This is a genomic window from Aestuariivirga sp., assembly GCF_047600585.1.
Taxonomy (GTDB): Bacteria; Pseudomonadota; Alphaproteobacteria; order Rhizobiales; family Aestuariivirgaceae; genus Aestuariivirga.
This window is the reverse complement of record NZ_JASGKP010000001.1, coordinates 3,865,246-3,884,184: the sequence shown is the minus strand read 5'-3', so window position 1 is coordinate 3,884,184 and position 18,939 is coordinate 3,865,246. Positions and strand designations below refer to the sequence as shown.

The window sequence follows — 18,939 nt, the reverse complement described above, 5'->3', positions numbered from 1 at the left end:
GTTCCGTCAGCCCTCAATATGTAACTGCGCTGGCGTCAGCACAAGGGCGAAGCTCAGCACATCGACCCGCGCCGCCCCTGCCGCCTTGAGGACGGCGGCACAGGCTTCCACGGTGGCGCCCGTGGTGCGCACGTCGTCGATGAGGAGCACCGCCTTCCCTTCGATGGCAGGCCGCGTCTCGGGCGGCACGGCGAAGGCCCGCCGCACATTCTTCCGACGCTCCTCTGCCGTGAGTCCCACCTGCGAGCGTGTGGCTGACAGTCGGACGAGCACGTCATGCAGCATGGGCTTGCCGCTGTGGCGGGCGATGGCCTGGGCCAGCACCGCCGCCTGATTGAAGCGCCGCTTCCACAGCCGCCGGCCATGGAGCGGAACGGGCACCAGAGCATCACAACTGGCGATCAGCTTCCGCCCCGGACCGAGCATCATCCGCGCCATGGCATGGCCGGCCTCTGGCGCATCATTGTACTTGAGGCGGTGGACGAGATGGCGCGCCGTCTCGGTGAAGGCCACCGCCGCCCGCGCCCGGTCCCAGGCCGGAGGCTCCGCCATGGCGGCAGGCGAGAGGGCCCCCTCGCCCTGATCATATTCGAAGGGAATGCCCAGCGCCTCGCACACCGGTTCATCGATGAAGCTCAGAACTCCGCCAGCAGGCGAGGCAGAGCGTGGCGCCCGCCGTCACGTCGGTGGCGCAGGCCACGCACTTGGGCGGTGTCAGCCAGTCGACGAGGCCATGCCAGACGAGACCTGCAAGCGCACGCCCGCGCTGGCTGAGGGAGGGAATTTCCGCTATCGGCTCATCCGTCATGGACGGACCAAACCATATCTTCGATCGCGCTGTCCACGCGCGCCGGATCGCTGCCGCAACGGGCGAGGTAGCGGCACTGCTTGACCGCCACATCGCCGCGGAACTGGCAGAGCGCATGGCCGTGATCAACCGAAGCTTCGCCGAGACGGTGCTGATCGCGGCCCGGCCGGAGGCGGCTCTTCAGGTTCTGCATGAAGGTGGAAAATGTTTGAAAATCAGCACGCTGTCCCCTGCCCCTGACGACCGCGTGAACCTGCCCGAGGCCAGCATCGACTGCCTCGTCAGCCTCCTCGACCTGCAAACCATCAACGATGTGCCGGGCCACCTTGCGCAAGCCGCAACAGCCCTTCGTCCCGATGGTCTTGCCCTCTTCGCCTTCTTCGCCGGCGACACCCTGCGCGAGTTGCGCGAGGCCTGGCTTGCCGCCGAGAGCGAGGTGCTGCCCGGCGTCTCGCCCCGCGTGGCGCCGATGATCGATCTCCGTGAGGCGGGCGGCCTCCTGCAGCGGGCAGGCCTCGCGCTCCCCGTCGCCGACATGGACCGTGTGACGCTCCGCTACGACAATGCGCTCGCCCTCATGGCTGAAGTGAAGACGCTCGGCTTTGCCAATCCTCTTGCCGGGCGGAGCAGCGCCTTCACCTCGCGGCGTCTCCTGCAACGGGTGGCGGAGCGCTATGCCGAAGCGAATGCCGATGGCGATGGCCGGGTGCGGATGACACTCGAGGTCGCCTGGGCCATGGCATGGAAGCCGCACCCCTCGCAGCAGCAGCCGTTGAAGCCCGGCTCGGCCAAGATGCGGCTGGCAGATGCGCTCCGCATTCCGGAAGAAGACAAGAAGGATTAAGCGGCGCGGCGGCCCTTGGGTGCACCACGGGCAGGCTTGGGTGCACGGCGGCCCGGCTTCTGCGGCGTCACCTTGTCATCGAAGAGTTCGGCCAGCTTCTCGGTCATGGCACCGCCCAGCTCTTCCGCATCGACGATGGTGACGGCGCGCTTGTAGTAGCGCGTGACGTCGTGGCCGATGCCGATGGCAATGAGTTCGACGGGCGAGCGGCCCTCGATGTCGGTGATCACCTGGCGGAGATGGCGTTCGAGATAATTGCCGGAGTTGACCGACAGGGTGGAATCGTCAACCGGCGCGCCGTCCGAGATCACCATCAGGATGCGGCGCTGCTCGGGCCGCCCGAGCAGGCGGTTGTGGGCCCAGATCAGCGCCTCACCGTCGATGTTTTCCTTGAGCAGGCCCTCGCGCATCATCAGGCCGAGGTTGCGGCGCGCGCGCCGCCATGGCTCGTCGGCGGCCTTGTAGATGATGTGGCGGAGATCGTTGAGGCGGCCGGGATTGGCAGGCTTGCCGCCTGCGAGCCACTTCTCGCGCGACTGCCCGCCCTTCCAGGCCCGCGTGGTGAAGCCGAGGATCTCGGTCTTCACGCCGCAGCGTTCCAGCGTGCGGGCAAGGATGTCGGCGCAGGTGGCGGCAACCGTGATGGGGCGGCCGCGCATCGAGCCCGAATTGTCGAGCAGCAGCGTCACCACCGTATCGCGGAACTTGGTGTCCTTCTCGATCTTGAAGGAGAGCGGATGCATGGGGTCGATGATGACGCGCATCAGCTTCGCCGTGTCGAGCATGCCCTCTTCAAGGTCGAAGTCCCAGGAGCGGTTCTGCTGCGCCATCAGGCGCCGCTGCAGGCGGTTGGCGAGCCGCGCCACAACGCCCTGCAGGTTGGCAAGTTGCTTGTCGAGATAGGCGCGGAGCCGCGTCAGTTCCTCGGCATCGCACAGGTCTTCCGCTTCCACCGTCTCGTCATAGGTGTTGCAGTAGACCTTGTAGAAATCCTCGTTGGTGTTGGAGGAGAAGGGAAGCTGCGGGCGGAAAGGTTCCTCGCCGTCGGTGTTCTCGTCGGTCGTGTCGTCGTCGGGCTGCTCGTCGGTCTCGACCGACTGGGCCTCCATCTCGGCGGATTCGCTCTCGCCCTCGGCCTGCTCCATCTGCTCGGCCTGGGTTTCGCTTTCCTGCTCCTGGCCCTCCGGCGTCTCGTTGCGCTCGCCCGGATCCTCTTCGGCTTCCTGCTCTTCGTTGTCGTCGCCCTGGTCCGGGTCCTCGCCCAGTTCGTCGGCCATGTCGAGGGCCGAGATCAGCTCGCGCGAAAGCCTCGCGAAGGCCTGCTGATCGTTCAGCGCCTCCTTGAGATGATCGAGCTGGTCATGGGCCTTTTCCTCCACCCACGGGCGCCAGAGATCGACATAGCTCTTCACCGAGGGCGGCGGCGGTTCGCCCGTCAGGCGCTCGCGCAGGATCAGGCCCACCGCCTCTTCCAGCGGCGTGTCGCGCCGGTTGGTGGAGCGGTTGATGACGGTGCGGCTGTAGCGGTCGTCCAGCATCACGCCGAGGTTCTGCTTCACCCCCGGCATGGCATTGGCGCCGATCGCCTCGACGCGCGCCTGCTCCACCGCATCGAAGACGGCCCGCGCCGTCTTGCCCACCGGGCTGTAGCGGCTGTGGACGTTGTCGGCATGGTGCGAGAGGCGGAGCGCGAAACTGTCGGCAAGCCCGCGGGTGATCGAGATGTCGCGCGGCGTGGCGTTCTGGTTCACCTGCGGCAGGCGCGCCTTGTGGCCGGTGAGCGACGGCTGCTCGTTGCCGAAACTCACGTTGAGTTCCGGATCGAGCGCCATGGTCTTCATGGCGGTGCCGAGCACACCCTTGAAGCGTTCGGCGCGATCGTCCTTGCCTTGCGCCATCCCTCTCGTCCGGCTCAGGCGATGGCGAGGCGGGCTGCCGATTCCGGCAGCTCTTCGCCAAAGCAGCGCTGGTAGAATTCGGCGATGATCGGGCGCTCCAGCTCGTCACACTTGTTGAGGAAGGTGAGACGGAAGGCCATGCCGATGTCGCCGCCGAAAATCTCGGCGTTCTGGGCCCAGGTGATGACCGTGCGCGGGCTCATCACGGTGGAGACATCGCCCTGCATGAAGGCGTTGCGGGTGAGGTCGGCGACGCGCACCATGTTGGCCAGCGTCTTGCGGCCCTTCTCGGTATCGTAGGCCTTGCATTTGGCGAGCACGATGCCGACTTCCTGCACATGCGGCAGGTAGTTGAGCACGGTGACGACGGACCAGCGGTCCATCTGCGCCTGGTTGATCTGCTGGGTGCCGTGATAGAGGCCGGTCGTATCGCCGAGGCCCACCGTGTTCGCCGTGGCGAAGAGGCGGAAGGCGGGATGAGGACGGATCACGCGGCTCTGGTCGAGCAGCGTCAGTTTGCCCGAGGATTCGAGAATGCGCTGGATCACGAACATCACGTCGGGGCGGCCCGCGTCATATTCGTCGAAGACCAGTGCGACGTTGTGCTGGTAGGCCCAGGGCAGGATGCCTTCGCGGAATTCCGTGACCTGCTTGCCTTCCTTGAGGACGATGGCGTCCTTGCCGATGAGATCGATACGGCTGATGTGACTGTCGAGGTTGATGCGGATGCACGGCCAGTTGAGGCGCGCCGCCACCTGCTCGATGTGGGTGGACTTGCCGGTGCCGTGATAGCCCGTCACCATGACGCGGCGGTTGTGGGCAAAGCCCGCGAGGATCGCCAGCGTGGTTTCCTTGTTGAAGAGGTAGTCCGGATCGAGGTCCGGCACGTGCTCGCTGGTGTCGCTGTAGGCGGGCACCATCATGTTCGATTCAAATCCGAACACCTGCGAGACGGACACCGTCTTGTCGGGGTTGCCGGGCGTGGCGCCATTGCTATTCGCGGTCATCTACTGCTCACTCAGTCACAGGGGCTTTTCGGGCGGGAACCCGGATCAGGCCCAATTGCTACGTCCATTCGGGGAATGCAACGCCTTGTAGAGGCAAGACGGCGATCCGGCAAGTCAGCAGAAGCCGCTGGCCCTAAGCGTGTCGTAGGCGTGGATCACGGCCTTGAGGGTGTCCTCGTTGGCGCGGCTGCCGTTGTTTGCGTCGGGGTGAAGACGCTTCACCAGCAGCTTGTACTTCGCCTTTGCATCTTCCGGCGTGGCGTTTTCATCGAGACCGAGGGTCTGCAGGGCCTGCAATTCGTTGCGCTTCAGGCCACGGCCCAATTTTTGTTCAGCGGGCTTGCGCTGGGCCCGGCCGAGGAGTTCCAGCGGGTCCTCGAAGCGGCGGGCGGTGCCGCGGGTGGAGCCCGCACGGGCATGGGCATTTTGACCCAGCTTCCAGGTGGGGCGGTCGCCCAACTGGGCGGCGCGCTGGTAGTCGGAGATCGAGCCATCCGACATGCCGGCGAAATAGTTGTAGGTCTTGTTGTACTCCTGCACGTGCGCCGTGCAGTAGTTGTGATACTGCCCCTCCGCGCCGCGGCCCTTGGGCGCCTTGTGGCGCGCAGGCTTCTCGCAGCCCGGCCATTCGCACTTGGCCTCGGCCTTGGGCTCGGGCTTCGAGCCGCGGGGCGTGATCCTGATCTTGTCGAAGTACTTTGAATCGAGTTTCATGAGTCGGATATACGCACTGAAAACATGATGGATGATGGAGCGCAGGCTTTTAGCCTATCGCGGATGAAAATGCGAAGCCTTTCGGGAAAAAACTGTCAGAGGCGAAAGGCTGGCGGCAATCACCATCAGGTCGTGTCATTTGAAAGGAAGTGTTAAGGTGGAGAACGCATTGGGCCCCGTCGGAAAACGCATGGCGGAAAAGCTTGAACGGGCACTTTCGCCCCAGAGCCTCGAGGTCATCGATGAAAGCCATCACCACGCCGGGCATTCCGGAAGCCGCCCCGACGGCGAGAGCCATTTCCGCATCCGCATTTCAGCGACCGCGCTCGACGGCCTCTCCCGCGTCAACCAGCACCGCAAGGTGAACGAAGTGCTGGCCGACGAACTGAAGACGCGCGTCCACGCCCTTGCGATCGAAGTCGCGAAAACAAGCTAGCCGGAAGACTCCTCGCTGCCCTCCGCCGGCGCCTCGAGCTTCGTCACCCGGATCGAGGTGAGCTGCTGGCGCTTCTTCTTCAGGATCTCGAAGCGGAAGCCATGGAAGCTGAAGGTCTGGCCGACAGCCGGGATCATGCGCGCCTCGTGGATGACGAGACCCGCCAGCGTCGTTGCCTCATCGTCTGGCAGGCTCCACTCGAAGGCGCGGTTGAGGTCGCGGAGCGGAACCGCACCATCGACGATGAAGGAGCCGTCCTTGCTCTTGCGAACGCCGGTTGCCACAGCATCGAACTCGTCTTTGATGTCGCCCACGATTTCCTCGATGATGTCTTCCAGCGTCACGAGGCCCTGCACTTCGCCGTACTCGTCCACCACGATCGCAAAGTGGCTCTTGCGGCGGAGGAAGGCGTTGAGCTGGTCTTCAAGAGGCCGCGTGTCGGGCACGAACCACGGGTCCGAGATCACGTCGTCGAGCTTCACCTTGCCGAGGTCGCCCTGCGCCTTCTGGATTTCGGCGAAGAGCGACTTCGCATGCAGCACGCCGATGATGTTGTCGGGCTTGTCCTTCCACACGGGAATGCGGGTGTGGCCGCTTTTGATCACGTCATCGATGATGTCCTTCAGCGGTTCACTCGCATCGAGCGTCACCATCTTGGTGCGGTGGATCATCACGTCCATGACCTCGAGGTCCTTGAGGTCGAGGATGCCACCCAGCATGTCCTTGTCGGTCTTCACAAGGGTTTCGTCCTTGTGGTGAATCTCGATGGCGCCGCGCAGTTCATCATGGGCCGAGAGGATGTTCTTGCTCTCGTCCACGTTGGCACCCAGCACCTTGAGGGTGAACTTCACGATCACCTCGACCGAAATCACGATCGGGCCGAGCACCGCCGAGATGAAGCGCATCAACGGCGCAACGAAGAGGGCCGTGCGCTCGGGATAGGTGATGGCATAGGTCTTGGGCATCACCTCCGCGAAGATCAGGATGACGACCGTCATGATGGCGGAGGCGATCACCGCACCGCTGTCGCCGAAGACCTTGATGAGGGCGGCGGTTGCCACCGCAGACGAGGTGATGTTGGCGAGGTTGTTGCCGAGGAGCAGCGCACCGATCAGGCGTTCCGGCGCTTCCATGAGCGAAAGCGCGGTGCGGGCCCGCTTGCTGCCGCGCTTTTCGATTTCGTTCAGCCGCGCGCGCGAGGCGGCGGTCAGGCCGGTCTCGGCACCAGAGAAGAAGGCTGCGACGATGATCAGGAGAAAGATGGAGATAAGGGCGTAGCCGATGTCACCACTCATGTGCGGTTTCGATCCTCTTCAAGAAAAGCAAGCACGTCCGCATCGGGCACGTCCTTCGCGATGAAGGCCTCGCCGATGCCACGCACCAGGATGAAGGTGAGCCTGCCGGCCACCGCCTTCTTGTCCTGGCGCATGAGTTCGAGAAGTCCGGCGGGCGGGGGAAGTTCGCCCGGAATGTCTGATGTATGGGTGGGAAGGCCGGCCGCCTTGAGATGGGCCGCCACGCGTGACGCAAGCTGCGGGGCGCACAGGCCCTGCTTCTCCGAGAAACGGAAGGCCTGCACCATGCCTACCGCCACCGATTCCCCGTGCAGCAGCCGCTGCGAATAACCGGTTGCGGCTTCGAGCGCATGGCCGAAGGTGTGACCAAGGTTGAGGAGCGCGCGGACACCCGTTTCGGTTTCATCCTCCGCCACGATCCTCGCCTTCATCCGGCAGCTCACCGCCACCGCTTCGGCAATCGTGGCGAGATCGCCGTCGAACAGCTTGCCGACGTTCTTGTCGAGCCAGTCGAAGAAGGCGCGGTCGCCGAGAAGGCCATACTTCGCCACTTCGGCATAGCCTGCCGCAAGCTCGCGCCGCGGCAGCGTCTTGAGAAGTCCGAGGTCGGCGAGAACGAGCTGCGGCTGGTGGAAGGCACCGATCAGGTTCTTGCCATAGGGCGAGTTGATGCCGGTCTTGCCGCCTACGGAGGAATCGACCTGGGCGAGAAGCGTCGTCGGGATCTGGATGAAGTTCACACCGCGCCGCAGGATGGCGGCAGCAAAGCCCGCAAGATCGCCGATCACCCCGCCGCCGAAGGCGATGATGGTGTCGCGGCGTTCGACGCCCGCGGCCAGCAGCCGGTCGCACAACTCGGCCAGCGTGGCGTAGCTCTTGCTCTTCTCGCCCGCAGGCAAGACGACGGCATCGCTGGAGACGCCCGCCTTGGAGAGCGAGCCCTGCAGGCTGTCGAGATGATGGCGGGCCACGTTCTCGTCGGTCACGATCACCGTGTGCGGCCGCTTCAGGTGCGGCTTCACGAGATCGCCGGCGCGGGCGAGTAGCCCGTCACCGATAAGGATGTCGTAGGACCGGTCGCCGAGGGCAACCGGAACGGTCTGGTGGGTCGTGCTCATGTCCTGTCCGCGCCGTTTCCGGTGCGTCCGTTCTGTGATTTCTCCCGGGCCGCCTTCGATGCAATGGCGCGGAGAACCTCGTTCACCATCTGGGCGTGTTGCACATCGCGGCATTCCACCGTGACGTCGGCCTCGGCATAGACGGGGTAGCGCTCGTCGATGAGCTTCCGCATCACCGCTTCGGGGTCGGCGGTGCGGAGCAGCGGCCGGTCGTTTCGCTTCATCACCCGCTTCATCAGAAGGTCGAGGTCGGCCTTGAGCCAGATGCTGAGGCCACCCTCCTTGATGCGGGCGCGGGTTTCGGGATTCATGTAGGCACCGCCACCCGTCGCCAGAACCTGTTCGCCGTTTTCCATCAGGCGGGCGATCACCTTGCGCTCACCGTCGCGGAAATAGGCCTCGCCATGGTCGGCGAAGATGTCGGCGATGGACTTGCCGGCAGCGGCCTCGATCTCGTGATCGGCATCGACGAAGGAGAGCCCCATTTTTTCGGCAAGCCTGCGGCCAATGCTGGTCTTTCCCGCCCCCATCAGCCCGACGAGCACGATGGGCCGCCCGCCGAGAAAGCTTTTGGCGGTTTCGAGATCCCTGCTGGTTGAGCGTTTTGCCATGTTCGCCCGGCTCATAGCGCATCAGGCCGGGGATTGCATGGATTTTGAGGACCACCTTTTTTGGCACTTTTCAGGTGCAGGGGAAGAGCGATTCTGGCAAAAGCCCAACGCGGGGGCGCCATTCGTCCCAGATACCGGCCACTCAGCACGTGATTCCCGATTTTCTCAAGTTCATCCTCATCATCGCCGCCCTTGTGGGCGCCGTTTACGGCGGTGCACTTGCGCTTGCCACCTATCCGCCGGAACAGTCCGATGTGATCAGGCCCCTTCCCCATGAAAAGCTCAGGGCAGACTGAGCGGAAATCCGTTCCCGTCCTGGTCAGCCGCTTCCTCGAGATGATGGCGGCAGAGCGGGGCGCCGCCCAGAATTCGCTCGCCGCCTACCGCCGCGACCTCGAGGACTACATCGCGTCCCTCGCCCGGCAAAACGCCAAGGCCGAAACGGCCTCGACCGACCAGATCCGCGACTACCTCGCCGAGATCGAGGCAGACGGCCTCTCGCGCCGCACCGCCGCGCGCAGGCTCTCGGCCATCCGCCAGTTCCACGCCTTCCTGCTGAGCGAAGGCTTCAGCACCCACAACCCCGCCCAGATCGTCGAAAGTCCGAAGCCGCAGCGCATCCTGCCCGACGTTCTTTCGGCAGAAGAAATCACTGCCCTTGTCACCACCGCGGCGCAGGAGGCGCAGGCCGCAGAAGGAAAGCAGGCCTTCAAGGCCTGGCGGCTTCATGCCCTCGTCAGTCTCCTTGCGGCCACCGGCCTTCGCGTCTCGGAACTCCTCGCACTGACACGCCGTCAGCTCGCCGCAGAACCGGAGGTGCTGACCATCCGCGGCAAAGGCGGGCGCGAGCGCCTTGTTCCTGTGTCGCCGCAGGCGCGGGCCGTGCTCAACCGGTATCTCGCCCTTCTCGCGTCTCGCGAAGACGGCGGCAAGGCCGCCTTCCCGTCCCATGGCAAGTCGGGCGTGCTCTCGCGCCAGCATTTCGCGCTGGAACTGAAGGCCCTGGCGGCACGGGCGGGTATTGCCGCCTCGCGCATCTCGCCCCACGTGCTCCGCCACGGCTTTGCCACCCGCCTTCTCGACCACGGCGCCGACCTGCGCGCCGTGCAGCAGATGCTCGGTCATGCGGACATTTCCACAACACAGGTCTATACCCATGTACAGGCTTCGCGGCTGACGCGGGCGGTTGAAGATTTTCACCCCCTGGCGCGCGCCAAGGGGCGGACGAAGACACGTTGACTTTGGGCGGCCACCCCGCCAGTAACATCGCCACAGACAGGTTCAGAGGTTGATCTTGAAGGCATTTCTCGATTTCGAGGCCCCCGTTGCCGAACTTGAGGGCAAAATTGCCGAATTGCGGGCGCTGGCCCAAGGCGATGCCTCCATGTCGATTGCCGACGAGGTCAAGTCTCTCGAGAAGAAGGCCGCCAAGAACCTCGCCGACATCTATGCCGCGCTCGAGCCGTGGCAGAAGTCGCAAGTTGCGCGCCATCCCGAACGCCCCCACGCACTCGACTACATCGACAAGCTGATCACCGATTTCGTGCCGCTCGCCGGCGACCGCAAATTCGCCGAGGACGAGGCGATCGTGGGCGGCCTCGGCCGCTTCCGTGGCCGGCCGTGCGTGGTGATCGGCCAGGAGAAGGGCAACGACACCCAGAGTCGCCTCCGCCACAACTGGGGCATGGCCAAGCCGGAAGGCTACCGCAAGGCGGTGCGCCTGATGGAAACCGCCGACCGCTTCGGCCTTCCTGTGATCACGCTGGTCGATACCTCCGGCGCCTACCCCGGCGTTGACGCCGAGGAGCGCGGCCAGGCGGAAGCCATTGCCCGCTCAACCGACTGCTGCCTGTCGCTCGGCGTGCCGCTTGTCTCGCTGGTGATCGGCGAAGGCGGTTCCGGCGGCGCCATCGCCATCGCGACCGGAAATTCGGTGCTGATGATGGAACACGCGATCTACAGCGTGATCTCGCCGGAAGGGGCAGCCTCGATCCTGTGGCGAGACGCGGGCCGCGCGAAGGATGCTGCGGCGGCGCTCAAGATCACCGCGCAGGACCTGAAGAAGCTCGGCGTCATTGATGAAATCGTGCCGGAGCCGCTGGGTGGCGCCCACCGCAATCCGGACGCGGCCGTTGCCGCCGGCGGTGATGCCATTGCGCGGGCGTTGCAGGCGCTGGAAGGTGTGTCGGCGGAAGTGCTGCGCACGCAGCGGCGCGAGAAATTCCTGGGGATCGGGCGCGGGCTGTAAGGCGCTTCGCCTTTAGCTGTTGATGGCGCTGATCAGGTCTTCCATCTGTGTCTGGAAGGCGGATGTCACGTAATAGAAACCGGGAATGAGCGCCAGCGTGAGGGCGCTTGCAATGACAACGTATTCCACTGCGGTGGCACCGGACTGGTCATCCAGATAACGCTTCCAGGTATTCTTCAACATGCCCTGCTCTCCCAGCGGTCGATCCCGCCTCATTACGGAAAAGCAATAATCATGAACCCACTGCACCTTCGTTAAAGACATGACTAAAATTACATGTCCGCCGATCAGTTGCCCAGCACGAAGCTGGTGATGAAGGACAACTGATCCGCAACGGCCGAGGAAACATAGTAAAAGCCGGGAATGATGGCGGTGGTGAGTGCTGCAGCGATGATAACATATTCAACCGCTTGGGCGCCTTCGACGTCCTGCCAGAATGCCTTCAAACGGTCCGCATGAATGATGTTCACTGTGTTTCCCCAAGGTGATTCCCACACCCCGGGAGTGTAGTCCTGAACCGCTTCCCGTTTGGTTAATGCAGCAATCCGCCACATCGCCCGGTTGAGTTTTATGATGAAGGGTTTCCAGAAGATGAACAAGAATCCTTACCAGCCGAGCCGCCGGACCCTGCTGAAAGGGGCCGCCGCGTTAACCTCAAGCGCAATCCTTCCCGATGCCGTGTCCCGGCCCTCGATTGCCGCAGCACCACCCCTCAAACTGCGCGTCGATACCCGCACCCTCGAGGTCAAGGGCAAGGCCGCCAAGGTCTTCGGCATCTTCAACGAGGCGGGCGGCCACGGGGTCAACAAGGTCTTTGACGGCCGCTTCGCCGTGGAACTCACGAATGCCCTTGATATCGAGACCATGGTGCACTGGCACGGGCTGGCGCCCCCCATCACCATGGACGGCACCCCCATGCTCTCGGGCCCACCGCTCAAGCCGGGCGAGACGGTGACCTATGATTTCCCCACCCGCGTCGCCGGCACCCACTGGATGCATTCCCATGTGGGGCTCCAGGAACAGCAGCTGCTGGCAGCCCCGCTCATCATCCGGGAAAGCGCCACGCCCCTCGTCGACGAGCAGGAGCACGTGGTGATGCTGCATGACTTTACCTTCCGCTCGCCCGAGGACATCCTCGCCGAACTGAAGGGCGGGGGCGGCGCCCACGCAGCCCACAGCATGGCGGGTGGAAACATGGCCGGCATGGATCACAGCAAGATGGACCACAGCCAGATGCAGATGGGCGGCGGCATGGGCATGGGCGGCGCCATGACCAACGACATCGTCTTCGATGCCTTCCTCGCCAATGACCGCACGCTCGATGATCCGGAAGTGGTGCGCGCCGAAAAGGGCGGACTGTTCCGTCTCCGCGTGATCAACGCCAGCGCCGCCAGCAACATGTGGATCGACCTCGGCGAGATATCGGGCGAACTGATCGCGGTCGACGGACAGTCGATCCACCCGCACCGGGCCAGCCGCTTCCCCATCGCCATCGCGCAACGCGCCGACATCCGGCTGCAATTGCCGAAGGCAAGCGGCGCCTGGCCGGTGCTCTTCAAGACGGAAGGATCAACCGGGCAATCCGGCATCATTCTCGTCGCGGGCGATGGTGCCGTTGCGAAGCTCAACGATCAGGGCGAGATGCAGCCAGCGATCGGCCTCGAGATGGAGGCGCAGCTTCGCGCCATGGGCAAGATTTCCGACACCGCCGTCTCGCGCGTCGAGATGCTGATGCTCACGGGCGGCGGCAGCGACTATGCCTGGGGCCTCAACGGCATGTCATCGATGCACGACGTGCTCTTCAGCGTGCGCGAGGGCGAGCGCTACCAGGTGATGTTCCACAACATGACGGGCATGGCGCACCCCATGCATCTGCACGGGCATTACTTCAAGGTGGTCAACATCAACGGCACGGCGATCGACGGCGCGCTCCGCGACACGGTGCTGGTGCCGGTTGACGGCATGGTGACGATCCAGTTCGACGCCGACAACCCCGGCACCTGGGCTTTCCACTGCCACCATCTCTATCACATGAACGCCGGGATGATGGGCGCAATCGCCTATCAGAACGCGGCCTGAAGCCAGCGCACCAGGGCAGCCGCCGCCGCATCGGGATATTCAAGCGTGGGGAAATGCCCGCACTCGGCCAGCTCGACATAAGTGCCCTTCTGCACGGCCTCGGCAATGCGGCGGCCATCGGCGGCGGGGCTGAACTGGTCGTGCACGCCCCACAGGCAGAGGACCGGGCAGGCGATGCCGGGAAGCTCCGGCCAGCGGTCCACCCGGTGGGCAAGCGCATCGGACTGCCGCGCCAACGACTCCGCCCCCATGTCCCGGCCCATGTGGATGAAGGCCTCCCGCGTCTCGGGCCCGCGCGGCCCCGGCATGTGCGAGATCATGTTGCCCATCTCGGCCAGCACCTGCTCCATCTCGCCTGCACGGATGCGCGTTGAGCGGCGAAGACCCGCGGCCTGATCGGCGACAGGCCCTGCCCCCGATCCGATGATCACCAGGCCTTCGACACGCTGCGGTGCAGCAAGCGTCACCTCCAGCGCCAGCCGTCCGCCCATGGAGGTGCCGAGCACGATGAAGGTATCCGGCGCTGCAGCAAGAAGTCCCGCCACCATTTTCTCGTAGCGGTCTTCGGTCGCCACATGCACTCGCTCATCCACATGAGCGGAGAGAGCCGGAGCGAGCGGCGCATAGAGGCCGCCGTCACATCCGAAGGCGGGGACCATGACCAGTGTTTTGCGCATACGGAAAGACCACCTCTGTCACTTGCGTGGGCCGCACTGTGCCGCCATAAACGCCTCACGCGCAACCCTGCAAACGAGGCCCCAGCACTGCCATGGCGAAATCCCTTGATGTCAAACTGAAGAAGATCACCTCGGGTAAGTACAGCCCCAAGGATTTCATCGTGGCCGATGCCAAGGATCCGGAAATGTCCGCGGGCATTTCCTCGCCCGGCCCCAGGGACCTGTCGGACGAGAGCAAGGGCTTCCACAACGTGGGCCACTTCAGACAGGCGGTGATCGATGTGGTGAAGCAGGGCGTGGTCGACATCATGCTCGTCGCCGCATCCTCGCTGGAAGCCATCGCGGCGAAGGGCGTCTTCACCAAGTCGCATGTGACGCCGGCGATCCGCGCCAATGATGCGACCGACATCTGGCGCGCCCGCCACGCCAACTACCACAAGGAATTCGCCCGCCCCTTCCGCACCGCGAACCTGGCGCTGTGCAAGAAGTTCTCCGACCTCGGCCTCTACTCGGTGACCTTCAACAACGACCTCTCGGCCGACTACGCCCATCTCGAGGCCTACAACGACTTCCGCGCCGAGGCGACGAAGCTGAAGTTCCGCCACTTCCTCGAGGTGTTCAATCCGAACGCGCCGAAGAACCTCTCCCCCGAGCAGATCCCGGCCTTCGTCAACGACAACATCCTGCGCTGCATCGCCGGCATGACCAAGGCCGAGCGCCCCATCTTCCTGAAGATGCCGTTCAACGGCCGCAAGGCGATGGAAGAACTCGCCGCCTATGACACCGAACTCGTGGTCGGCGTGCTCGGGGGTTCCGGCGGCACCACGCGCGACTGTTTCGAACTTCTCCACCAGTCGGAAAAGTCGGGGGCGCGCGTCTCGCTCTTCGGCCGCAAGATCAAGCTGGCCGAAAGCCCGCTCGACCTCCTCTCGCTCTTCCGCCCCGTGGTGGAACGCGCCCTCACGCCTGAGGAAGCCGTGAAGAAGTATCACTCCATTCTCAAGGACAAGAAGCTTGCGCCCGTGCGTTCGCTCGAGGATGACCAGAAGATCACCGAGAGCGTTCTCGAAGGCTATCGCAAGTAATGCGTTCAGGCGTCATCCTCGCGGGGACCTCGGTCCTCGACATCGTTCACATGATCGAACGCTGGCCCGACGAGGAGCAGATCGCCTTCATCCGCAACACGATCCATGCGCCGGGCGGCCCGCCCCACAATGCGGCCGCCGGCCTCGTCAAGCTGGGGGCCGCCTTCCCCGTCACCATGATCTGCCTTGTGGGCGATGATGCAGCGGGTGACACCTTCATCGCCAAGGCGGCGGAACACGGCCTCGACACCAAGCACATCATCCGCGTGCCGGGCGTGCCCACCGACTGCACCTTCGTCATGACCTCGATCGCCACGGGGCGCCGCACCTTCTTCGTGCTGCCCGGCGTCAACGCCACCATGACGCCCGATCAGGTGATGCCGCCCCATGATGAGGCGAAGATCTTCTATCTGGGCTCGCCCGGCATTTCCGTTTCCATGGATGCGGCAGATGGCTGGCGCACGGTGCTGAAAGCCGCGCGTTCCCGCGGCTACAAGACGGCAATGGAGCTGTGCCCCGTGCCGGCGGACCTGCAGCGCGAGCGCACAAGGCCCTGCCTGCCGCTTCTCGACTATTTCGTCATCAATGACAGCGAAGCAGAAGCGGTCTCGGGCGTGGCCGTCACGGAGAACGGCCGCTTCGATCGCAAGGCCGCCGAGAAGGCCTGCCGCACGCTCCTCGAGATGGGTGTCAAGGACCTCGCCTGCGTCCATCATCCGGAGGGCGCCGTTGCGGTCGCTGCATCGGGAGAAAGCCTGTTCGCGCCCTCGGTGAAGGTGCCGCAGGGCGAGATCGTGGGCACGGTGGGGGCGGGCGATGCCTTCTATGCCGGCATGCTCTATGGCCTGCATGAAGACTGGCCGCTGGCGAAATGCCTGGCGCTGGCCAATGCCTCCGCCGCCACCTCGCTTCATTCGGCGACGACCTCATCCTCCATTCGTCCGTGGGCGGAATGTCTCGCCTATGCCGAGGCGAAGGGGTTGCGGCACTAACCACAATGCCGTCATGCCCGCGCAGGCGGGCACCCAGCTTCGAGTGATCCTGATCTTGCAAGAAGAAGCTGGGCCCCCGCCTTCGCGGGGGTGACGTGAGCGAAAAACTCTACTGCTCCTGCCCGTCCTTCAGCGCTTTCACCCGCTCTTCCGTGAGCTTGGCGAGGCAGGCATTTATCAGCATCGGCTCCATCGAACCGCCATGGGCATAGAAGCCCTGCCAGGTGCACTCGGCGTCACGATAGGCAAGCCAGGCCCGCTGCGAGGCCATCAGCGCGTCGAGATACTCGTGCGTGCCGTTACCGACATTCGCGTCGTCCTCCTGTGCCGCCTTCTTGATCTCGGGCCAGAGCGCATTCAGTTCCTTGTCGGCCTTGTCGAAATCCACGCCCGCACAATAGGTCATGGAGGACTGGTCCTGCGGATCGGTGCAGTCGGGCTTGTCCTCCTGCGCAAAGGCAGGCGTGATGAGCGGGACGAGCAGGACGGCAGTGAGGATGAGGCGCATGGGGGACTCCGGAGGGATTGGGCGTATGGAGGATAGCGAAACTCCGCGATTCTGCATCTTCGTCATTCCATCCAAGCGGCACTTTGTGCCGCGCGAGATGGAACCCAGCTTATGTTTGCCGTCCTGAAAGCGGGGTTCCATCTGTCGTGGCGCACGCGCCACTCCGATGGAATGACGGGTTTGCGAACACACAAAAAACGCGGGCGCTGTGGGCACCCGCGTTCACCTTGCTTAGCCTATTCGTAGTCCGGCTCAGTCGCCGGTCTTCTCGTCGCCGCCGTCGGCGTCACCGCCGCCCTGCTTTTTCGAGAGGTCTTCGCCGGTTGCCTGGTCGACGACCTTCATGGAGAGGCGGATTCTTGCCGCGGTTGTCCATGCCGAGGAACTTGACCTTGACCATCTGGCCTTCCGACACGACGTCGGAAACCTTCTGGACCCGCTGCGGCGCCAGTTCCGAGACGTGCACGAGGCCGTCGCGGGCGCCGAAGAAGTTCACGAAGGCGCCGAATTCCATGATCTTCACGACCTTGCCTTCGTAGATCTCGCCCACTTCCGGCTCGGAGACGATGGACTTGATCCACTTGAGCGCGGCGGTGATCGCCGCACCCGACGAGGAGGCGACCTTGACGGTGCCGTCGTCCTGGATGTCGATCTTGGCGCCGGTCTTTTCCACGATTTCGCGGATGACCTTGCCGCCGGTGCCGATCACTTCGCGGATCTTGTCGGTGGGGATCTTGATCTGCTCGATGCGCGGCGCATGTTCACCAAGGCCCGGGCGCGCCTTTTCTAGCGCTTCCGACATCTTGGTGAGGATGTGCATGCGGCCTTCCTTGGCCTGGAACAGGGCGACACGCATGATCTCTTCGGTGATGCCGGTGATCTTGATGTCCATCTGCAGCGAGGTCACGCCTTCCGAGGTGCCGGCGACCTTGAAGTCCATGTCGCCGAGGTGGTCTTCGTCACCCAGGATGTCCGAGAGGACGGCGAAACGGTCGCCTTCCTTGATCAGGCCCATGGCGATGCCGGCGCAGGGCGCCTTCATCGGCACGCCCGCATCCATGAGGGCGAGCGAGGAGCCGCACACCGTGGCCATGGAGGACGAGCCGTTCGACTCGGTGATCTCCGAGACGACGCGGATGGTGTAGGGGAAGTCTTCCGGCTTCGGCAGCAGCGGATTGATGGCGCGCCAGGCGAGCTTGCCGTGGCCGATTTCGCGGCGGCCGGTGGCGCCCATGCGGCCCACTTCACCCACCGAGAAGGGCGGGAAGTTGTAGTGCAGCATGAACTTGCCCTTCTGCAGGCCGTCGAGCGAGTCGATGTACTGCTCGTCCTCGCCGGTGCCGAGCGTGGTCACGACCAGCGCCTGGGTTTCACCGCGGGTGAAAAGCGCCGAGCCGTGGGTGCGCGGCAGAACCGAGGTTTCGGCGATGATCGGACGCACCGTCTTGGTGTCGCGGCCGTCGATGCGCTTGCCGGTGTCGAGGATGTTGTTGCGGACGATGTCGGCTTCGAGCTGCTTGAACTGCTCGCCCACCGCCTGCTCGCTCGGGGAATTCGGGTCTTCCTTGTTGACGAGGGCGGCCTTCACGGCGTCCTTCGCCTTGGCGACGGCGTCCTGGCGGTCTTCCTTCTTGGCGATGGCATAGGCCTTGCGGAGGTCGGCTTCGGCCTGCGCCTTGACCTTGGCATAGACGGCCGAACGGTCGGGCGGGTTGAAGTCACGCGGCTCGCGCGAGGAGCGCTCGGCCAAACGGATGATGGCGTCGATCACCGGCTGGAAGCCGCGGTGGCCGAACATCACGGCCTCGAGCATCACGTCTTCCGGCAGTTCCTTGGCTTCCGATTCCACCATCAGAACGGCGTCCTGGGTGCCGGCGACCACGAGATCGAGGGCCGAGGCCTTCTGCTGTTCGATGGTCGGGTTCAGCACGAACTGGCCGTCGATGTAGCCCACGCGGGCGGCACCGATGGGGCCGAGGAAGGGAATGCCCGACAGGGTGAGGGCAGCGGACGAGGCCACCATGGCGGCGATGTCGCTGTCGTTCTCGAGGTCATAGGAGAGAACCGTGGCGATCACCTGCGTCTCGAGGCGGAAGCCATCGGGGAAGAGCGGGCGGATCGGGCGGTCGATGAGGCGCGACACGAGGGTTTCGCGTTCCGTCGGGCGGCCTTCGCGCTTGAAGTAGCCACCGGGGATCTTGCCCGCGGCGTAGGTCTTTTCCTGGTAGTTGACGGTGAGCGGGAAGAAATCGATTCCCGGCTTTTCGCTGCGCGCCGCAACGGCGGTGGCGAGAACGGTGGTTTCACCGATGGTGACGAGAACGGCCCCGTCGGCCTGGCGGGCGATGCGGCCCGTTTCCATGCGGAGCGGCTTGCCGCCCCAATCCAATTCTTCAACGTCGATGTTGAACATCGTCTGTCCTTTTCAATCGTCCTTCGCCGCCACTTTTTCAGCACCGATCATCTGGACGGCATCCCCTTTGGACTTTTCGCGAAGCGGGCCCCATTGCCCATTCGCTTGGCGGGGACGCGGGCGGCTGTTCGGTGTCCGCCCGCTCATGCGTAGAAACGTCTTCCCGGTGGGGAAGCTCGCGGGTGGGGCTGGCCCCACCCGAACTG

General features: G+C 64.3%; 20 protein-coding genes and 1 pseudogene. 8 read left to right on the top strand and 13 right to left on the bottom strand.

Features of this window, described 5'->3' with window-relative positions; genetic code table 11:
- Positions 1-6: 6 nt before the first annotated feature.
- Positions 7-618 carry a ComF family protein gene (locus QM801_RS19105; RefSeq protein ID WP_415020794.1) on the bottom strand — a complete coding sequence of 204 codons (612 nt, stop codon included), beginning with the start codon at positions 616-618 and terminating at the stop codon, positions 7-9.
- Positions 619-622: 4 nt separating this feature from the next.
- Positions 623-808, bottom strand: a complete 186-nt coding sequence (locus QM801_RS19100) for a double zinc ribbon domain-containing protein (RefSeq protein WP_415020793.1) — start codon at positions 806-808, stop codon at positions 623-625.
- On the opposite strand from QM801_RS19100, the gene QM801_RS19095 reads away from it, so the two are divergent.
- A complete protein-coding gene (locus tag QM801_RS19095) occupies positions 807-1,652 on the top strand; it encodes an SAM-dependent methyltransferase (RefSeq protein WP_415020792.1) in 846 nt (281 codons plus the stop codon). The genes QM801_RS19100 and QM801_RS19095 overlap by 2 nt on opposite strands.
- Here QM801_RS19095 and cobT read toward each other — a convergent pair.
- The 3 genes from cobT to QM801_RS19080 all read right to left on the bottom strand — a co-directional run bounded on the left by cobT (position 1,649) and on the right by QM801_RS19080 (position 5,271).
- Positions 1,649-3,550, bottom strand: a complete 1,902-nt coding sequence (gene cobT, locus QM801_RS19090) for a cobaltochelatase subunit CobT (protein WP_415020791.1) — start codon at positions 3,548-3,550, stop codon at positions 1,649-1,651. The two genes, QM801_RS19095 and cobT, sit on opposite strands and share 4 nt — an antisense overlap.
- A 14-nt stretch (positions 3,551-3,564) precedes the next feature.
- Positions 3,565-4,557, bottom strand: a complete 993-nt coding sequence (cobS, locus tag QM801_RS19085; RefSeq protein WP_415020790.1) for a cobaltochelatase subunit CobS — start codon at positions 4,555-4,557, stop codon at positions 3,565-3,567.
- 114 nt (positions 4,558-4,671) lie between these two features.
- Positions 4,672-5,271, bottom strand: coding sequence for a J domain-containing protein (locus tag QM801_RS19080; RefSeq protein ID WP_415020789.1), 600 nt, complete (start codon positions 5,269-5,271; stop codon positions 4,672-4,674).
- Between the two features lie 190 nt (positions 5,272-5,461).
- Here QM801_RS19080 and QM801_RS19075 point away from each other — a divergent pair, with 190 nt between their 5' ends.
- Positions 5,462-5,707, top strand: a complete 246-nt coding sequence (locus tag QM801_RS19075; RefSeq protein ID WP_415020788.1) for a BolA family protein — start codon at positions 5,462-5,464, stop codon at positions 5,705-5,707.
- On the opposite strand, the gene QM801_RS19070 is transcribed toward QM801_RS19075, so the two are convergent.
- The 3 genes from QM801_RS19070 to QM801_RS19060 are packed head-to-tail and all read right to left on the bottom strand — an operon-like array spanning position 5,704 to position 8,731.
- Positions 5,704-7,002, bottom strand: coding sequence for an HlyC/CorC family transporter (locus QM801_RS19070; RefSeq protein WP_415020787.1), 1,299 nt, complete (start codon positions 7,000-7,002; stop codon positions 5,704-5,706). The genes QM801_RS19075 and QM801_RS19070 overlap by 4 nt on opposite strands.
- Positions 6,999-8,120, bottom strand: a complete 1,122-nt coding sequence (aroB, locus tag QM801_RS19065; RefSeq protein ID WP_415020786.1) for a 3-dehydroquinate synthase — start codon at positions 8,118-8,120, stop codon at positions 6,999-7,001. The genes QM801_RS19070 and aroB overlap by 4 nt, the downstream gene beginning before the upstream one ends.
- Entirely contained in the window at positions 8,117-8,731 is a 615-nt protein-coding gene (locus QM801_RS19060; RefSeq protein WP_415020785.1) for a shikimate kinase, read from the bottom strand. Before QM801_RS19060 ends, aroB begins: the two co-directional genes overlap by 4 nt.
- Positions 8,732-8,880: 149 nt before the next feature.
- Between QM801_RS19060 and QM801_RS19055 the strand changes: the two genes are divergently transcribed.
- The 3 genes from QM801_RS19055 to QM801_RS19045 are packed head-to-tail and all read left to right on the top strand — an operon-like array spanning position 8,881 to position 10,979.
- Positions 8,881-9,027, top strand: coding sequence for a hypothetical protein (locus QM801_RS19055; protein WP_415020784.1), 147 nt, complete (start codon positions 8,881-8,883; stop codon positions 9,025-9,027).
- On the top strand, positions 9,005-9,970 hold the full coding sequence (locus QM801_RS19050) for a tyrosine recombinase (protein ID WP_415020783.1): 966 nt from the start codon (positions 9,005-9,007) through the stop codon (positions 9,968-9,970). The genes QM801_RS19055 and QM801_RS19050 overlap by 23 nt, the downstream gene beginning before the upstream one ends.
- Positions 9,971-10,025: 55 nt before the next feature.
- Positions 10,026-10,979, top strand: a complete 954-nt coding sequence (locus QM801_RS19045; RefSeq protein ID WP_415020782.1) for an acetyl-CoA carboxylase carboxyltransferase subunit alpha — start codon at positions 10,026-10,028, stop codon at positions 10,977-10,979.
- A gap of 12 nt (positions 10,980-10,991) precedes the next feature.
- On the opposite strand, the gene QM801_RS19040 is transcribed toward QM801_RS19045, so the two are convergent.
- Positions 10,992-11,162, bottom strand: coding sequence for a Flp family type IVb pilin (locus QM801_RS19040; protein WP_415020781.1), 171 nt, complete (start codon positions 11,160-11,162; stop codon positions 10,992-10,994).
- Between the two features lie 104 nt (positions 11,163-11,266).
- Positions 11,267-11,578 (bottom strand): Flp family type IVb pilin, encoded by a 312-nt coding sequence (locus QM801_RS19035; protein ID WP_415020780.1) that lies wholly within the window; start codon positions 11,576-11,578, stop codon positions 11,267-11,269.
- Between QM801_RS19035 and QM801_RS19030 the strand changes: the two genes are divergently transcribed.
- Positions 11,571-13,058 carry a multicopper oxidase family protein gene (locus QM801_RS19030; RefSeq protein ID WP_415020779.1) on the top strand — a complete coding sequence of 496 codons (1,488 nt, stop codon included), beginning with the start codon at positions 11,571-11,573 and terminating at the stop codon, positions 13,056-13,058. The genes QM801_RS19035 and QM801_RS19030 overlap by 8 nt on opposite strands.
- On the opposite strand, the gene QM801_RS19025 is transcribed toward QM801_RS19030, so the two are convergent.
- The gene (locus QM801_RS19025; protein WP_415020778.1) at positions 13,043-13,735 is read right to left on the bottom strand and encodes an alpha/beta fold hydrolase; all 693 of its coding nucleotides are present in this window, start codon (positions 13,733-13,735) and stop codon (positions 13,043-13,045) included. The two genes, QM801_RS19030 and QM801_RS19025, sit on opposite strands and share 16 nt — an antisense overlap.
- 92 nt (positions 13,736-13,827) lie before the next feature.
- On the opposite strand from QM801_RS19025, the gene QM801_RS19020 reads away from it, so the two are divergent.
- Together QM801_RS19020 and QM801_RS19015 are read left to right on the top strand one after the other, a co-directional pair.
- Positions 13,828-14,820: a hypothetical protein gene (locus QM801_RS19020; protein WP_415020777.1), complete on the top strand. Its 993-nt coding sequence runs from the start codon at positions 13,828-13,830 to the stop codon at positions 14,818-14,820.
- Positions 14,820-15,812: a carbohydrate kinase family protein gene (locus tag QM801_RS19015; protein WP_415020776.1), complete on the top strand. Its 993-nt coding sequence runs from the start codon at positions 14,820-14,822 to the stop codon at positions 15,810-15,812. Before QM801_RS19020 ends, QM801_RS19015 begins: the two co-directional genes overlap by 1 nt.
- Before the next feature lie 109 nt (positions 15,813-15,921).
- On the opposite strand, the gene QM801_RS19010 is transcribed toward QM801_RS19015, so the two are convergent.
- On the bottom strand, positions 15,922-16,320 hold the full coding sequence (locus tag QM801_RS19010; RefSeq protein WP_415020775.1) for a lysozyme inhibitor LprI family protein: 399 nt from the start codon (positions 16,318-16,320) through the stop codon (positions 15,922-15,924).
- Positions 16,321-16,572: 252 nt separating this feature from the next.
- Positions 16,573-18,733, bottom strand: a pseudogene (gene pnp / locus QM801_RS19005) (polyribonucleotide nucleotidyltransferase).
- Positions 18,734-18,939: the final 206 nt, after the last annotated feature.